Genomic DNA, 16,158 nt, shown 5'->3' with positions numbered 1-16,158 from the left:
TTTGCGGCTCCCGTCTAATCTATTCATTTATCTTCCCAGAGGTCTTGCAGTGGGCCAATCCTTATGCGGCAAAAAAAGCGGCCCTTCCTATGAAAAAGAAACGCCTCTTCAGCAAATGTAGAGTATGATAGATATAATGAAAACGCTATACCGTTAATTGTACCTGAGTCATTGATAAATCATTGATAATTCCTGCAACGTGCATAGGGCCAGTTTCCGACTTAGCCTTTGGTCCAGTAACTGAATAAGACTAAAGTTTGTTTTACAACGCTGGAATATACAGTAAGATGGAATTACTTAAGCAAGCGATTAACCGGATTAACACTATTTCCAGCAGAAAGGGAACTCAAAGATGAATGCAAATCGAAATATCTACGTTGTGCTTACCGGAACGGGCACTGCTTTTAGCGGAATTATTAAATGGTTTACCAGAGCTGAACTTAATCACGCATCGATTGCTTTTGACAGGGAGCTGAGTGAAGTGTACAGCTTCGGACGCAAAAAAGCATATAACCCCTTTGCCGCGGGGCTGATCCGCGAGAATTTTGTGCATCCCTTTTACAGCAGCGCGGACTGCGCTATCTATCAGCTCAGTGTGAGCAAAACAGAATATGAGAAAATGTACAACCACGTGAAAGGCATGATGGAGCAGCAGGACCGCTACAAATACCATCTGTTAGGCTTAATTGGTGTTCTGCTCAATGTGGAAATCAACCGGGAGAATGCCTATTTCTGCTCCCATTTTGTCGCTTCTGTCTTCGAAGAATCTGCGGTTCACCCCGTTGCCAAGCCCTCCTGCTTCGTAACACCCGAGGATTTCGCCTCCTCTCTGCGCGCGCATAAAATCTTCAGTGGCAAGCTCTCCTATTACATGCGCAGAGTGCACGGAAAAACAGTCCATGCTTCAGGTTTACATCATTCCGGATCTGCTGTTCCGGCCTCGGTTGCATCACGGCTGATGCGGCTGCAGGAAGAACGGGCAGAGGGAGTCGTCTGAACGGCCACCCTCCATCCGCTGTTGTCTAAGGACTTGCTGGTTGGAGTCTTTTAAAAAGTCGCAATGGCGGCTTTTTGGGTTTCAACTATAAGGTTCTTCTCTTCTCCAAAACGGTTCCCTCGCATTTCACTTTATTCTATGACTTCTAAAATACTCCGTCCAATCTTCAGAAATGATCACTGTCACCGTATCTGCCTTCGTTTGATACTCATTCGCAGCCGTAAAGGTGAACGTAACTGGCCCATTTGGTAATTTCTCAAAAGAAGGATCAGTGAGTTGTCCATCCCAAATGAGCTTGTCGTTATTAGCCGGGGTGAGCTGCGTTGTATACCCGCCCGTCATTGTTACCTGAACTGTATCTGGAAGACCGGTTGTCTTCGCTTGCAGCACGAAAGCTTCACCTGCCCAATACACGTTATAAGCGCGCGGACTTTCCGGGTCTCCGCTTTGTTTCAGATTATAGGCTTGGCGGTTGGTATTCCACTCTTCCGTATGCTTAACCCCGCCCTTGACCGTAAGCAAATTGACCATAAAATATTTCCGCGGAGAAATCGCGCTCCAGTCAAAGCCGTCGAAAGCCTCGACCTCTACCGCATACTTCTCATACTCTGCAAGCACTCCAGCGGGCACCTGCCACTGCTTAGCATTTGAAACCTGTTCACCTGATTGCACCTTTACTGCGCCTGTGGCTAAGTTGATAATGCGTACTTTATAGCGCTGCTGCAGGTCGCCGTCATCATCCTGGTAATCCCACTTGATGACCGGCGTAAGCGTGCTGACGATGGTAGGCTTGGCCTGGCTGTCACTAGTCGGATACGTGATATTTACTTTAGGGATTCGGTTTACAACCGTCAGGTTATGTGTAATCTCACGAAAAAGACCCAGCGAATCCGTCACAACTTGACGATACGTAAAAACTCCATTGGAAGCAAACTTCTTCGTAAAATCGCCCTGAGAGCTGGCAAGACCTTCCGTTCCGTTTTCGGGCTTAAGAGTATACTTATAGCTGATAGCATCTCCCTTTGACTCGTCCAGATCCGTAGCCGTGCTCTTGATGTTAAGGATATCTGTCCGATAGACCGGTACCTTTGTGGCATCCTTTCCGGTATCGGTGATTAAGGTGAATCCAGGCTTTGGCGGGTTATCAATGATGAACATTTTTTCATTCGAAATCTCGGACCAGGAACCTTTAGAATACGTCCGTCCCAATACTGTGAAATATTCGAAGCGATTAAACGTTGGGTTAAGGACTTGATACTGGCGGATCAAGCCGGTGTGATCTGCGTTCTCCACACTTTTTTCCAATATACCTTCCTTCGTAAAAAACTCCAGCCGGTACTTTTCCTGCGGATCATTCTCCGGGTCGGAGTATGTCCACTCAACTAACGGATCTCCTTGCTTCTCTGCATCAAGTACAGAAGGGTTCTCCGATGTGCCGGCAGGGGAAGTTATCGTCATTGATGGAGCCAGGTTCTTCAGTACGTTGACCTTTAACGTGTCGATGTTTGACTTGGCCCCAATCTGGTCCACAGCCCAATGCTCCAGGGTGTAAATACCCGAATTCGGGAAACTGATATCGATGTTAGGAGTCTTGTATAATTTGGTAGCCCCGTCACTATCCGTCACCTTCCAAAAATATTGAAGACTGGCCATGTCGGATGGATCTCCATCATTATCAGACGAAGTGTATTGCTTCGTATCATACTGATATACCATCGCAGGCCCGTTAATGGCTGCTGTCGGAACATGGTTTAAAACAGCAAACGTTCTAGTTGCATTAGAGGAAAGTGTTCCGTCTGAAGCTGTCAGACGCATTTCCCAGCCATCTGAAATGGCTTGCTGCTGTGTAATGCCGCTGCGTGCGATCAGATCCCGGATGGTCATGACCTGATTTCGGTTACCTCCGGAATAATAATATGGGCTGCTATTGATCCGTGCGTTCCAGCCATAGCTCAGCACATCCCCGTCCTCGTCCGGGTCAGGTGTCGTATTTTCCATCGTAATGACCGTATCCCGGTACACTTCCGCTGGCATGCTAAAGGCAGCCGCCGGGGGATGATTAATCACCTTCACGGTTTGTGTATACGGTTCCGACCAGAGTCCGCGGTTATCATGAACCTTCAGAGTCAGTTGATATGTCCCTGCTCCAAAGCCCGCGATATTGGGCGGTGTAGTAGCACCACCCCAATGACTCCATACCTGCTGCCAACCATCCTTAATTACGTTCCAGTTATAAACATCGAGTGGATCATTATCCGGATCAAAGGACTTGTCTATAATCGTCGTTGCCTTCCGGTAAGACACGATGCTCGGCTCCACCGTAAAGAGTGCGACCGGGGGTAAGTTATAGGCTGCCCCTACGGTTTGCTGCGACCAATCGCTCCACACTCCAGCCCCATTTTCACCATCTACATCCCTCACTCTTAAGCGAATATCATACTGGTCACTGCCCGGCAACTGTGCCGGAGGGAACCCATCCGTCCAGACTTGCGCTTCTGTCTTCTTATACTGCCATTGCCAGTCCATCAGCCCTTTATTGGATGCAGTAATATGATCTAAATCGTAAGAGCTGTCGGTTATCTGCAACATTCCGCCCATCAGCTTGGCGCTGAACAAGGCAATCGGTTTGCGGTGAACATGGAACGTCATTGATGACAAATTGTCCCGGCTCCATTTCCGGTAAACGTCGAACCGGTCGTCGTTTTTGGGGTTGTCCCGGCCCTGAAAAGTAGCCACGTACACTCCGCTATAAGGGAATGAAGCGTAGACAGAACTGCGCCACAACCCGGAATCTCCTATGATGCCCATAGAATTATCAAAAAAGTATGGATCATGATCGAATCTGTAGCGCTCCCCATGTTTAGCATCACCCTCAGAGTCAAAGAATTTCGTTTTCGTTTCTACAGGTGTATTGACGAGTACAAAGGACTTGTTCCTCATTTGCTGTTTGACATTAATTGTGAGCGGCGCCTTTGCTGTCATTCCAGAGGGGTCGGATGCCGTAATATTCATCGTGTACGCCCCTGGCGGCAAAGAATCTTGAATGACGTCTATCGGTATACTGAAGCTTTTCGAAAATTTGGCTTGAGGTACAACGGTCTTCTTGTAGAAAACATTGGGAATTTCAGCGGTTACCGTTACATCTTCGTTATCCGGATCACTGACATATCCCTCAATATTGGCTCCGCTCAAATTGGGAGCATTGACTAACGTTATTCCATTAGGTGTACCCACGGATAAAGAAGGTGGATGATTGGGTATGAGTTCAGCCGTCCTTGTCATATAAGGCGTATAATAGGCAGGTGCCCATCCCACACCATATGGCCCATCCCCGCCAGTAAAGTCCGTATGAACGATTACTCTGAATCGGAACAATTCTGGATCTCCAACTAATCCTGGACGTATGTTATCTTCTTGAAGGTCGTTATAACCCTGGGAAAAAATGTTCGGTGCAGTTACTCTCATCTTCTCTCTTATATTAGATAAATCAAAATCAACATAAGGTTTATACCGTTCCTCATAGGGGACAAAACTATACAAGTTTCCATAATCCGCTTGCCAATTGCGGTCATAATAGGAAGAGTATGGGGTTTCACGACAAAACCAGGACTCATCTGCCCCACCCTGATCCATTTTTTCATATTCATATCCCTTCTTGGTATAGATAGAAGAGCACATCTTGGTCATAATTCGTTCTGTACCATAACCACTGTTCAAATGGACCCGCATGTTGGCTCCAGGTGCAATATCATAGGTCAATCTTTTAGTGGTTTTATTGTATTTAATATTAATAACCTTGAGGGCCGGGAAATCTAATGTGAGCGCATCATCCTGGTTTCCGTGCCCCCCTTGTCCGGCTTCAAAAGTGATATCCCGATAATAAATGATGTCGTCCTCTGCAGCCTGCGCAACTGTTCCGAGTCCTACCCCCTCTAATGCTGGTCGTGGCAAGAAAGGAAACAGTAAAGCAAAACAAAAGAATAAAATGATGCTTTCCTTCAACAAACGTTTCATATGTCTTTCCTTTCTCCACTTAAAAATCCCAATCTACTTCAGGTGGGCGGTTATTCACTTCGACTATTCGCTCGATAACATTCTGGGTAGCCTCAGAGCTCGTCCGCAACCGATCGGCATCGGTGACAAAATCCTCTATCGTCGGCTGGCCAAACTCTTCAATAACGGTAATACGTACCTCATACCTCCCGACCTGATACAGCTCCAAGTTTAGGCGAGTTTTGTTTTCATCACTAAACTGTGCCCAGCTCTCATCTGTAAAACTTCCGTTGTTATTAGAATCGTAGCGATATTCCCAAATCCGTTGAATGATATTATCTTTGTCTGAAGAGAAAGACATATCATCAATAGAAATGACTGCTTTATTTCCATTACTCGGGTCCCTATAGGCCCCTATGGGCATTGCAAAGTAAGCAACCGGGAATTCATCGGGAACGATATCGAAGGTAATCTCCTTGTCTGAAGCATACCCGGCTGTATTCTCCACGTGGATCGTCGCCTTATACTTCCCTTGCTTCTTAAAAAGTACATCTTTACTCTCCAGCTCGGCCAAGCTGCCGCTGTACTTAATATCCGCATTCGTGCCACCGCTGACTGCACTAATCGTGACCTGCGTCTTGGACTTAATGATCGGAAACCGGGTCGGACTTGAACTGCTGTTGGTCAATGTGGTTTTCCGGTTATGCTTGAGCGATCCGCTAATTTCGAGGTCTGCCGATGGCCTTGGCTCAATGACCGTCACTTCCGTGCTGGTGCTTCCGGTCATACCGTCATTATCAACGACGGTCAGGGTAATTGGAAAAGTCTCTCCGACCTTATCCCGTGTATACCAGACATAACCTCTGGCCGTATTTTCAATCCCGCCTTCTGCTCCAGGAGTTCCCCAACCATAGTCGGTGATGTATCCGTCCGGATCGGAGGAATTCCCCCCGTATACCATCATGTCAGACCCGGCTTTGATGTACTTAGGTGCAGTGATGCGGGCAATAGGCGGCTTGCCTTCCGGCTTGGCCGGTGTACTTGGTACGGATGGATAGCTGACTGGGTTGTCCTTCTTGTACACCCCGGCAGAGACTTCCATGCTCTGCTCCAGAGATGTTATCGTTCCGGTCTTGGTAACCACAGGCTTCTTAAACCGAATGACAACGGTCAGGGTATAGTCCTGCTTGAAATTATCATTGACGACACGACTTGCCGGGATTGCGAAGTCAAAGCTCTTTGATGCGGCAAGTTGCTTGCTGTAATCCTTCTTCATGTCGGCCTTGCCCGTGCTATTCTTCTCCTTGGCGTAAAACACCCATTCCTCGATGTTAGAGGAATCCGAATAACCTAATAGCTCGCCTTTGACGTTAATTTTCACATCTATTTTGCTTCCTTCCAGCTTGATCGGGTTCGGGCTCGGCTTCTCCAATGTGGCCGTTCCATTGAGCGTAGCCTGGTCGGGTGGGGAGTAATCGAAGGTGACTGTACCGGCATAGCTGTAGGAGGTTACTTTAGCATCGGCCGTGAAATAATAGAAAGCATTTACTTCAAACATTCTCCCTGTTGCATGACCAACTAGCGGGTGAGTTGCATCCCCTTTTTGATCTGTATAGGTTAGATAAGTTTTGTCTCCATAATACGGAATGTAATAATTTACGATAACCCTGCCATTTTTAAATTTCGGAGTGTCCTTCAGTTGGGGTGACCCTTTAGTAAAATTTGGCTTGATCGTCGATTGAATGATGGCTGATGAATCAACAACCTCTGTTTGCGCTCCGTTGTACCATTTCAGATAATTTATATCCATTGGCGGGGCAGCAGATACTACAACATTCGGAGGATTTGCAGAAGGCATTTGCCCATCCTCTCCACCTTTATCATAGGTTTTCATACCATTTGTATTTTCATCGTATTCATTTATTTGCCATCTTCGCCCATCTGAATATCGCCAAATGGAGTTTCCCGGATGGACAAGAAAGTCTTGGCCGTAAGATGCCTGATAACCTTGGACACCTGAGATAACCTTTGTATTCGCTGTACCTTTAAGAGTAACCTTAATTTTCCCATTCTCAACAGTTACTCCTCCCACAGTTTCATTGCTTCCGTTATACTTTAGTGTCCCCGTTTTTATGGACTGACTGTTAACTCCTGAAGGCAGATCTAAAAAGTAAACTTTAGCACTCTTATTAGATCCAACTAAGCCTGTACTAATTGGTATAGATACTGAAGATGGCTTAGTATCTGCTGCCATAGCAACACCCGATGAAAAAAGAGAAGTACCTAAACATAGAAGCAAAAAGAATAAAGCTAATCTCTTCATTCCTTCACCACATACTTTTCAGTTAATTGTTTTCCAAAATGCTGGATTGAAAAATAGTCAAACTCTCCCTCATAGACATACGCAAAATAGGTGGTAAGTTTTTCGCCTGGGTCTAGATCAAAAGTCCACATAGCATCCTTATTATTCGTTTTCCCCATATGCTTCATAGGTCCAATAGTATCAACGATGGATCTAGAATTATCAAAGAAAAGCCTGATTCTACTTTCTAATTGTCCACCAGATCCATATAAATTCTTGTTAGAAGTGTTAGCTATAGTGATTTTCGTCCATATCAAATACTTAGGATTAACAAGTACCGTCCCTGATTTTTGATACCCATACTTATCTCTTAGTGTTTTAGCTTCTTTGGAATTAAAGTCGTAGATCATAATTTTATGAAGCGTGTAGCTGAAATTTTGATCGGACATCGTTACTGGTAATTCGATGCTTTTCTTCAAACCGTATTTCGATAAATTATCCGTAATTACTGGTACCGCCGGCGCTTTCGTCTTCGATGCTCCTGCAGCTCCTACATTTCCCAATATTGAACAGAACATCATCGTTGCTGCCAGTGTTACTTTCACTACTGTCTTCATGATAGAAATCTCTCCCTTAAATGTTTGGTATGTATGTGCGGCCTGCCAAAGGCTCGTCACGGGTCAGGCTTACCCTTCCAAATAATATTCAACAGTTCCGCTTCACCAGATAGTTCATTGGTAGGACCCCCGCCCGAGCATAGCTTGGGAAGGAGCCAATGGACTGGAATGGCAATGAAGAGAGGGTTACCGGGCTGGCTCACTCATTCATCTTATACTCCTGCACAGCAGGCACAATTATGGCCTCCTGGACTTTTGCACGGGAGATCAGCACCGGGTGGGCCGTCTCAATGACAGCAATTACGGACGGCCCCTGTATGTATTTGGTAATACCATAATTGGTATCCTCGTAGAGAAAAGGAAAGATAACTCCGCTGGACTGATCAACAATGTCGAACTTCACGATTTTCACTTGAGTTTGCAGCCGGCTCCCCGCGAGGGGGGACAGGCCGTCGTCCAGTCCCAGATTTGCCCGAAGAGATTGCCGGAAGGCAGCAAAAGCTTCAGCGGGTTCGATAATCAGACGGCCTTGTGCCCGTGCGGACTCATTCAGCTCCTGTGAGGCGTCATGGACAGCCATGTTATTGGCATCCTTGAGCATGCTGCGCAGCATGTCCCATTCCTGATTCTGAATCTGAAAAAACCAGGAATAGATGAAGATCAATAGAACAAATGCGAGCTTAATAATATAGTCCATAGATTAGGTTCATCCCTTAATCAGTCGAGATACTCACTCATAATTGACCCATGCCCGTAATAACGCGTGGGCTGTGACACACCGGAAAAATTGTACGGAAACAGATTCATTCTGGGTGCTGAAATATACACATCCATGCGTTGCTTGCGTTCCTGCAAGGCCTCTGTACTGCTTGTGATTTGAATAGAACCTTCAGGAAATCCGACAGCTTTTAGGTTAGAGATGACCTCATTCCTCATTGAAGCCGTGACCATCCCCTCCGTTGCCGCCTTTTGGGTGATATAGGATGTGTTGGCCTTGACCTGTAAATCTAGCAGATAATCAATGTAGGTGAAGATGGGCTGGAGGATTATAAACAAGACAAGCCACATGAATAATGCCCGGAGGACAGTAGCCTTCAATGCCTGCGCCTCCTTTTAATACTGCTCGACTTGTTTGGTGTGTGTGATGATATCGTCCTGGCTGCTGCCGATGATGTTCGTTGCTGCCGCGATGAACATTCCCGCAATCACAAAACCGATCGCCAGAAACATGGCAACTGAGATCGAGTCTTTTTTCATCCCCTTAGACCGCTGTATGGAACTCAGTATTAGCGACTGTGGCTGATGGGGCTAACTCTGACGGTTGAACCATAGTCACTCCCGGGATTGTCGGTCTGTTGTCGTCCGCAGAGTTAATTACATCCCGAACAACCGGAATCAAAATGGCAATTACGATGGCAACACACAGAAAACCGATAGCGATGAACAATCCAGTAGAAATAGCGTCTTTTTTCATTGTTAATATCTCCCTTTTCATTTTATGTTTTTATTGGATGCTTGAATATAACAAAAATTTCATTCGAAGCCATTCTTGGATGTAGGACCGCATTTAGCGGATATTTATTGTTGCGATATCAAGATGTACACTCAAGCAGCTTCATTCAGTTTGATATCTTAACAAAAATTTCATTCGAAGCCATTCTTGGATGTAGGACCGCGTTCAACTCACTGAAACAGCCCCACCCCGTTAAAATTCCCTTTGATCAGCAAAATGTACTGCATCGCCAGTGATACGATCATCAGAAAGGTAGCGATGGAGGGAATAACGTTGATGATGGTGGAGACGTCGCCGATGAAGGACCATTTTTTTAAATATTGATCGCTGGAGATCTTGGTAATGATCTTCCCCTGCTCCCGCAGATAATTAGCCGCTTCTGTATCGTCGTCCATCCCTTCCGTAGCCAGCAGAATCGAGCGAATGTCGTTGATGAACGCGTGGTTGTCCGGAAATTTACCGCAAAACCATTCAATGGCCCGTTCCGTCCCCTCATCCACCGCCCGCTCTGACAGCTCGTACAAATCCTGACGGATGTAGTTGAAATGCCCTGCCGTTCCGGCACAAAAGGCCCCAAACTGCACATATCCCCGTTTGCGCAGCCGGTTGTTCTCATAGAGGCGGATAAAAGAGATCAGCTCCCCGTCTTTTTGAATGAGTGTCTTCTGATGCATCCAGGCCAGCAGCCACCCCAGCGGAAGAAATCTCAGTGGACTGGTAACCGCCAAGATCAGAACGGCAACAAGCAGATCATAGATGGAAAAGGGCACGGACCGCAGGAAGTCCCCTGCCGCTTGAACAAGCACATAGATCAAGGCCGCCGAATAGCGGAACAGTGTGATTTTGCCTGCGGAAATGGTGAGGCCGCTGTGATGTAGAAGCTGCTGCAGCCGCTCATTGTGCATGCGTTCCCCCAGTGTTTTCCACCTGACACCCAGCCGGAGAAGATAACGCTCTTGTCTGGTGCTGCTGCTCACAAAAACCAGCAATGAAAGATATACAAGTCCCAATACAGCAATTAAAAGTAAAAGTCTATCCATAATTCATCACCTTAGTGGTAGTCCAGCTTTGGCCTGGCGAGTATGGTACTGATCATGAAAGAAATGAACAGCCCGGAGATTATAATCATCAAAAAGGTTAAGCCGACGGTAGTCTGAAACTGCAGTTTGAAATAGACATCCGGCTTCAGCATATAAATAAAGGTTCCGACGGATGAAACCAGCACCACCAGATTGCCGTACAACCCAAGACTGATCGCATCTCTGCTCCCTGCCTTCACTGTAAGAATCGTCTCCCGCTGCTGCTCCATGGACCGGCTTAACATCATCAGTGTGTTCTTCAGGTAACGGGTGCCTTCTTTCTCGCAGTACAGCAAATCCGAGACAAATTCCACAGCAAAGGTGGTTCCGATAGCTCCTGCAAACCGCTCTGCCTCAAGGTTCAGCTCCCGTTCATTGCTGTAGTTGGCAAATGCCGCTCCGAGCAGTCTAAGCGGGGTCTTCAGCACACTTTCTTCTGTCAGGAAGTCAGCAGTCTTAGTTAAAATAGAGTCCACCGACAGGTGTGTGAACTTGGTCGCGATTTTGATTACATCCAGCAGATCGTAGCTTCCATGCACCTTCCGCTGCGCGTAGAGATACCTCGTCCGCAAATAAGGAATACTGGCTGCAATGACGGCCACAAAGAGCGGAAACCGCCACGATCCCTGAACCGGAAGCCGGTTGTCAAAGTTGATACCTTCCAAAAACGGATTGCTGAAGCTCAAACGCCCCGGCAGCTCTCTTAGTGTAAGCAGTCCTGAGAAAAATACCGCAATGAACACAAACAGAGTCCGGATGGAAAAACGCATAGCACTAATTCCCGGCTCATATCTGCGGTGGGCAAAATAGAGCAGATCGTCCAAATGCCGGTACAGCCATCTCCTTTGCTTATTGCTGCTAACCTTTTGACCAAAAAGACTGATCCGCAGACTCATCCGCTGGTCGAACTTTTGTCCAAGCTGGTGCAGATGTCTCTCAATGAATGGCTTCACCAGCAGCCACAAGCCACCGGCAATCAATAAATGAAAGGCTATCTGAAGCACATAAAATAATAGCTCCACGAGTGTTCCCCCTTCATTCGTTCAAAACAATCTTTGATTTGAGGCTCTCTTTCAGCGGCTCAGCCATCGGTTTCTGCGCAGCCAGATGTCCCAGCTCCTGCAAAAGCACCCGTGAAGCGCGCGGATTTTTTTTCTTCATCTTGCGCATAAGGTTAGCCGTCAGCTTGTCATTATAGCTCCAGGCGGACTGTTCTTCTTCCCAGCGCATCAGGTCATTGGCAAATACGGAGTTTGCTGCTTCGTCATAATACACCTCGGAGATCCGGGCCAGCCGTTTTTTCCCGTCCGCTACGCTCTCCAGAATAAATACCAGCTCGCAGGATTTAAGCGCAGAGATCAGATGGCCTTTCAGACTGCCGCCGATCCGCGTAGATACCGCAAAAGCTCCTTGATAAGGAATGTCCTCCGAATCCACCGTATGAAAGGTGCCTGTAATACCGTCGTAGCCTTTTTCGCCGCTCCACAGATAAAACTCCCATTCGTTATAACGCATTTCAGTCATGTAGAGTATGTTAGGATCATGCCGCAGCGACTCTACCCCGACCTCCATCAATTCCTCGTTGGCTGCCTGAATCGGAATAATCCGATGGCCTTTGATCTGATACGGCAAAATCGACTCCGGATGCTTTTCAATCATCACTACTCCCATGCAAGAAGGAGATCCAAGCAATTGTTCACCCACAACAGTGTTGGCAAAAGTAGTTTTTCCTGATCCGACCGCACCGGCAATAATGGTGTTGCGGAATGTACCTGACAGGGCGCGGATCAGCTCAATGGCTTCCGCAGGAATACATTCCGTACCGGCTTGATCCTCCAGATCCAGAAACTCAACTACCTGCCGCCGCAATGAAATCGTGGTGAAGCCTTCCCACACTCTGGGAGACACCCAAATTGCGAGCCGGATGAAGCGGCCGGGCCAGAGCGGATCATCCATTTTGAACTCTACGGAAGGATTATCCTTGTTGAGTTTCTTATCGGGGTCGCTTTTCAGCAAGGAGCGTTTGAGCTGCTCCACCCGGTCCAGTGAGGGCATCTCATAGGGATACACCACAAACTTCCCCCGATGATTGTAAAAAATCTGCCGTCCGATCATCTGCAGCCCGGTAGATTCACTATAGGCCCGGTCGGTAAACCAGCGGTATGCGGGCCCAAATCCCTTCCATTCGTGAAACAGCGCTTCTGCTGCTGTCCCGTATGCTTCCGGCACCTTGCCGGTAAACGGTGTTTTGCGCAGATATTTCTCAATCTCATTCATGAAAAAGCTGACTGCCTGCGGGTCGCCGGTCAGCGCCTTCGCATTAAGTTCAAAGTACCCGTCATCCTCCCGCTCCAGTCCGGCGTTCATATCGCTTTTCATTTTTTGCAGGAAGCTGTAAAAATCCTCTTTGCCTGGCTTGATGGTACGCAATACACTTTGTTTCAAAGAGAACAGCCTGCGGTTGTCATGTGGATTCGGCAGCCATATTGCCTTATGTATCTGCTCCGGCTCTTGCTCTTCACGCTGAACCTGCGCCTGACTCCACTCCGTGCGTAAAATCTCTTGCCGATATTCAATCATTGAAAAATCCCCTTCTTTCGGGCTTCCGGTGCCAGACCTAGGGATACCAGCAGCGCATGTACCTTGTCATCCATATGCTGAAGCTCTCTTTTGCCCAGGGGAAGACTATCCTGAAAAGGTTGATAATAGGGAAGTTCAAGTAAAATCTCACTGCCAAAGCGGAGCGCCAGATTCTTGGGTGAGGTCATCTCCTCCACATTGCTGCGGTTGATGATCCACTGGAAATCCTGCGGATACAGGTCCAGATGCCCGGCAAGCTCCATTAGCGGCTGTAGCCGGTATTCGTGTCTCGGATGCGTGACAATCAAACGCAAGGCGGATTTCTGCATCCCCACATACCATGCTGCACTCTCGGGAATTGATCCGAAATCAGCAACCACCACATCGGCATTCTCTGCAGCCTTGGCGAGCAGATATTCAATTTCCTCTTCCTGATAGTCCTGAACGCTTAAATAGTCAAAATTGCCGGGCAGATAAGCGTAGCCTTCCTGCTTCACCAAACCTTCAAAGTCTGCGGACTGCAGCATTTTGCCGGTCATCCGGGGCCGCAGCCTGTCGAGGCTAACCGCCGTCCTGCGGTCGAATCCGGGATCGTACAGATCAAGGCCGAGCAGAATCACACGTTGTCCCGCAGCGGCAATCCGCCGGGCGAACAGCTTGGCCACACTCGTACAGCCAATACCGGGGCCGGAGCCGAAAAACCCGACAAGATTGCCGCGCTCCTCACGCTCCTCCTCCAGAATGTAACGCAGCTTCTCCACAATCGCTGAAGAAGTAGAACGTGGCGGGATAAAGAAAATCCCCAGACTTTCGCAAAACATATGGATGGCCTGATAGCTCCTGGCACCCTTTTGCCGGTAAACATACAATATGGAAGAGTCCGGATAGCCCTGCCGCAGCTCACTCAAAGCTGTCACCGGGACCTGTTCACTGGTCACCATCAACATCTGTCCCTGAGTCTGGGCAGGTTCAGGCAGGACATTCTGCGTAACTACCGTGAACCCGGCAAGCTTAATCTCATTAATCGTTAGCTGATCCATCCCAAAACTGAATATTTTCATTACATTGGCCTCCTTTCACTTTTACTCCACACGCACAATCCACAGCTTCTTCCCCTGCTCCAAATATTGTCCCAGCAGCTCGCCGTCGCTTTTTTTCAGCTTGAGCTCAGGTGCTGCCACCTTGCCGGTTGAGGTGAAACGGTTGTTCGTGTTGCCATTCTCCGAATCCTGAACATCATTGTTGTCTTCTGTCCTTACATAATTAACTGTGACTCCGGTTAGGAATACTTTGCGTGCAGGCACGGAAGGCCGAGTGTTTGCGGCTCCTGCGGTGCTTGCGGCTCCTGTGATTGCTGTGTTGGCTGCGGTTTCTGCGGCTGCTCCTCCCCCCGCTGGTGTTCCCGCAGTGCCAGAGTTTGTACTACCAGCCGTTGCAGAGCCATACCGGCCACTCCGCGATTGATTCGCTGAATCGCCTTCGACCAGATAAATATCCACCTTGTCTCTGCTGCGCAGCGAACCGTTGATCGCGTATATTGCCTCCTTGGGAATAGGAAAAATCCCCTCGTCCTGCTGCGGCTCCAGGTCACTGACATCCACCAGGGATGCCGTCAGAATACTCCCATTTGTCAAGTTTACGTTTGTGATCTTGTCCTCCACCTGACGGATATCCGTAATCACCCCTGAGGGGATATCCTTGGTCTGGACGGAATCCAGATAGAGGTCACTTGGTTTAAGTTCATAATTTTTGGGCAAAAAGCTGCCCTCGGCCACTTTGATCTTGACCACAGTTCGCGACAGCACGTACGGCTTGAAATACAGATCGTAACCGAGCAGGCCGCCGAAGCCGACTGCCAGAATGAGAAAAGCAAACAAATAATTGCGTCTTAACAGATGTCCCCGCTGAGAAGCCAAGCCTTTTACCCCCTTATAAATGCGTTTATGCGCATGACAAAATGCATCTTGGCAGAGAGAGCCAAAATGCCGGTAAAATGCTTTTTTACCTATAGTAGTTGAGAAAAGTATTAGATTATCATTGTGAGGTACGGAGCTTGAGGATAACTGCGGGAGCAGGCTCCCGGCTGAAGAAGGATTCCGGTGAACGGCAGACCATGTATCCAATCTGGGCAAGGCTGTCCATGTTCACCGGAGATGATTCAATTAATTAAAAACCACTGTTTTGTTGTGATGGACAAGAATTCTGTCTTCGATGTGCCATTTGACCGCCCGGGCCAAAACAACCCGCTCGATCGTGCGTCCGATGCGTTTCAGCTCGTTCACATCATCACTGTGGCTGACCCGCTGCACATCCTGCTCAATAATCGGACCGCCGTCCAGCTCTTCAGTGACATAGTGGGCCGTTGCACCAATGATCTTCACCCCGCGCTGATAGGCCTGGGCATAGGGCTTGCCGCCTACGAACGCCGGAAGGAACGAATGATGGATATTGATGATCCGATGGCGGTAATGCTCTATGAACGAGGGCGAGATAATCTGCATGTAGCGTGCCAGAATAATAACGTCAATATCATCTCCAATGACCTCAAGCTGGCGCTGTTCCGCTTCTGCCTTGGTGTCTGCCGTAACCGGAATATGGTGGAACGGAATGCCGAAGGACTCCACATATGCCTGCATATCTGTATGGTTGCTGACAACCAGAGCGATATCGGCATCCAGATCTCCGGCCTGCCACTGCCAAAGCAGCTCAACCAGACAATGATCCTCTTTGGAGACAAAGATAGCCAGCCGTTTCTTTTGGCTTACATTGAATATTTGCCAGTTCATCTTGAACCGTTCCGCAACCCCGCCGAAGATCGAACGCACTTCATCAATCCGCTCATCCAACTTGGGCAGGTCAAACTCCACTCTCATAAAAAACATTCCGCCATCCGGGTCCATGGTATATTGATCCGACTGGACAATATTCGCACCATGCTGGTATAGAAAATGCGACACAGCAGCCACAATACCCGGTCCGTCTGGACAGGAGATCAGCATCCGAGCCCGGTTAGGGTATTGTCCGCTTAACGAATGCTCTCTTTTTACATGCAATTCCATAATTCTCTTTCCATCCTC

At 47.9% G+C, this 16,158-nt stretch carries 14 protein-coding genes; 1 reads left to right on the top strand and 13 read right to left on the bottom strand.

What is annotated here, in order from left to right; all coding sequences use genetic code 11:
• Positions 1-352: 352 nt before the first annotated feature.
• On the top strand, positions 353-997 hold the full coding sequence (locus PGRAT_RS06640; protein ID WP_025706475.1) for a hypothetical protein: 645 nt from the start codon (positions 353-355) through the stop codon (positions 995-997).
• 126 nt (positions 998-1,123) lie between these two features.
• On the opposite strand, the gene PGRAT_RS06635 is transcribed toward PGRAT_RS06640, so the two are convergent.
• The 13 genes from PGRAT_RS06635 to purU all read right to left on the bottom strand — a co-directional run bounded on the left by PGRAT_RS06635 (position 1,124) and on the right by purU (position 16,140).
• The gene (locus tag PGRAT_RS06635; RefSeq protein ID WP_155990439.1) at positions 1,124-4,372 is read right to left on the bottom strand and encodes a glycoside hydrolase family 78 protein; all 3,249 of its coding nucleotides are present in this window, start codon (positions 4,370-4,372) and stop codon (positions 1,124-1,126) included.
• A 658-nt stretch (positions 4,373-5,030) separates the two neighbouring features.
• The gene (locus PGRAT_RS06630; RefSeq protein ID WP_155990438.1) at positions 5,031-7,313 is read right to left on the bottom strand and encodes a hypothetical protein; all 2,283 of its coding nucleotides are present in this window, start codon (positions 7,311-7,313) and stop codon (positions 5,031-5,033) included.
• Positions 7,310-7,909 carry a hypothetical protein gene (locus tag PGRAT_RS06625; RefSeq protein ID WP_025706472.1) on the bottom strand — a complete coding sequence of 200 codons (600 nt, stop codon included), beginning with the start codon at positions 7,907-7,909 and terminating at the stop codon, positions 7,310-7,312. The genes PGRAT_RS06630 and PGRAT_RS06625 overlap by 4 nt, the downstream gene beginning before the upstream one ends.
• 199 nt (positions 7,910-8,108) lie before the next feature.
• Complete coding sequence (locus PGRAT_RS06620; RefSeq protein ID WP_025706471.1) at positions 8,109-8,606, bottom strand: hypothetical protein; 498 nt, start codon at positions 8,604-8,606, stop codon at positions 8,109-8,111.
• A gap of 20 nt (positions 8,607-8,626) precedes the next feature.
• The gene (locus PGRAT_RS06615) at positions 8,627-9,007 is read right to left on the bottom strand and encodes a hypothetical protein (RefSeq protein WP_025706470.1); all 381 of its coding nucleotides are present in this window, start codon (positions 9,005-9,007) and stop codon (positions 8,627-8,629) included.
• Between the two features lie 15 nt (positions 9,008-9,022).
• Entirely contained in the window at positions 9,023-9,166 is a 144-nt protein-coding gene (locus tag PGRAT_RS33060; protein WP_020428330.1) for a hypothetical protein, read from the bottom strand.
• Between the two features lie 4 nt (positions 9,167-9,170).
• Positions 9,171-9,383, bottom strand: coding sequence for a hypothetical protein (locus tag PGRAT_RS06610; RefSeq protein WP_025706469.1), 213 nt, complete (start codon positions 9,381-9,383; stop codon positions 9,171-9,173).
• Positions 9,384-9,592: 209 nt separating this feature from the next.
• Positions 9,593-10,462 (bottom strand): hypothetical protein, encoded by an 870-nt coding sequence (locus PGRAT_RS06605; RefSeq protein ID WP_025703613.1) that lies wholly within the window; start codon positions 10,460-10,462, stop codon positions 9,593-9,595.
• A gap of 11 nt (positions 10,463-10,473) precedes the next feature.
• Entirely contained in the window at positions 10,474-11,523 is a 1,050-nt protein-coding gene (locus PGRAT_RS06600) for a hypothetical protein (RefSeq protein ID WP_025703612.1), read from the bottom strand.
• A 13-nt stretch (positions 11,524-11,536) separates the two neighbouring features.
• A complete protein-coding gene (locus tag PGRAT_RS06595) occupies positions 11,537-13,081 on the bottom strand; it encodes a P-loop NTPase family protein (protein WP_025703611.1) in 1,545 nt (514 codons plus the stop codon).
• Positions 13,078-14,142, bottom strand: a complete 1,065-nt coding sequence (locus tag PGRAT_RS06590) for a CpaE/TadZ family protein (protein WP_042266225.1) — start codon at positions 14,140-14,142, stop codon at positions 13,078-13,080. The genes PGRAT_RS06595 and PGRAT_RS06590 overlap by 4 nt, the downstream gene beginning before the upstream one ends.
• A 21-nt stretch (positions 14,143-14,163) precedes the next feature.
• Entirely contained in the window at positions 14,164-14,997 is an 834-nt protein-coding gene (locus PGRAT_RS06585) for a CpaB family protein (RefSeq protein ID WP_025705000.1), read from the bottom strand.
• Positions 14,998-15,243: 246 nt separating this feature from the next.
• Positions 15,244-16,140: a formyltetrahydrofolate deformylase gene (gene purU / locus PGRAT_RS06580; RefSeq protein ID WP_025704999.1), complete on the bottom strand. Its 897-nt coding sequence runs from the start codon at positions 16,138-16,140 to the stop codon at positions 15,244-15,246.
• Between the last annotated feature and the right edge of the window lie 18 nt (positions 16,141-16,158).

It is taken from the genome of Paenibacillus graminis (assembly GCF_000758705.1).
Lineage (GTDB): Bacteria > Bacillota > Bacilli > Paenibacillales > Paenibacillaceae > Paenibacillus_AQ > Paenibacillus_AQ graminis.
Note: the sequence above shows the minus strand (reverse complement) of the source record. Positions and strands in the feature narration are given on the sequence as shown.

Excerpts from the sequence above, each read along its gene's own strand:
- PGRAT_RS06590 (WP_042266225.1), bottom strand. The coding sequence starts at position 14,142 with ATGAAAATATTCAGTTTTGGGATGGATCAGCTAACGATTAATGAGATT.
- PGRAT_RS06630 (WP_155990438.1), bottom strand. The coding sequence starts at position 7,313 with ATGAAGAGATTAGCTTTATTCTTTTTGCTTCTATGTTTAGGTACTTCT.
- PGRAT_RS06640 (WP_025706475.1), top strand. The coding sequence starts at position 353 with ATGAATGCAAATCGAAATATCTACGTTGTGCTTACCGGAACGGGCACT.
- PGRAT_RS33060 (WP_020428330.1), bottom strand. The coding sequence starts at position 9,166 with ATGAAAAAAGACTCGATCTCAGTTGCCATGTTTCTGGCGATCGGTTTT.
- PGRAT_RS06610 (WP_025706469.1), bottom strand. The coding sequence starts at position 9,383 with ATGAAAAAAGACGCTATTTCTACTGGATTGTTCATCGCTATCGGTTTT.
- PGRAT_RS06625 (WP_025706472.1), bottom strand. The coding sequence starts at position 7,909 with ATGAAGACAGTAGTGAAAGTAACACTGGCAGCAACGATGATGTTCTGT.
- PGRAT_RS06620 (WP_025706471.1), bottom strand. The coding sequence starts at position 8,606 with ATGGACTATATTATTAAGCTCGCATTTGTTCTATTGATCTTCATCTAT.
- purU (WP_025704999.1), bottom strand. The coding sequence starts at position 16,140 with ATGGAATTGCATGTAAAAAGAGAGCATTCGTTAAGCGGACAATACCCT.
- PGRAT_RS06595 (WP_025703611.1), bottom strand. The coding sequence starts at position 13,081 with ATGATTGAATATCGGCAAGAGATTTTACGCACGGAGTGGAGTCAGGCG.
- PGRAT_RS06605 (WP_025703613.1), bottom strand. The coding sequence starts at position 10,462 with ATGGATAGACTTTTACTTTTAATTGCTGTATTGGGACTTGTATATCTT.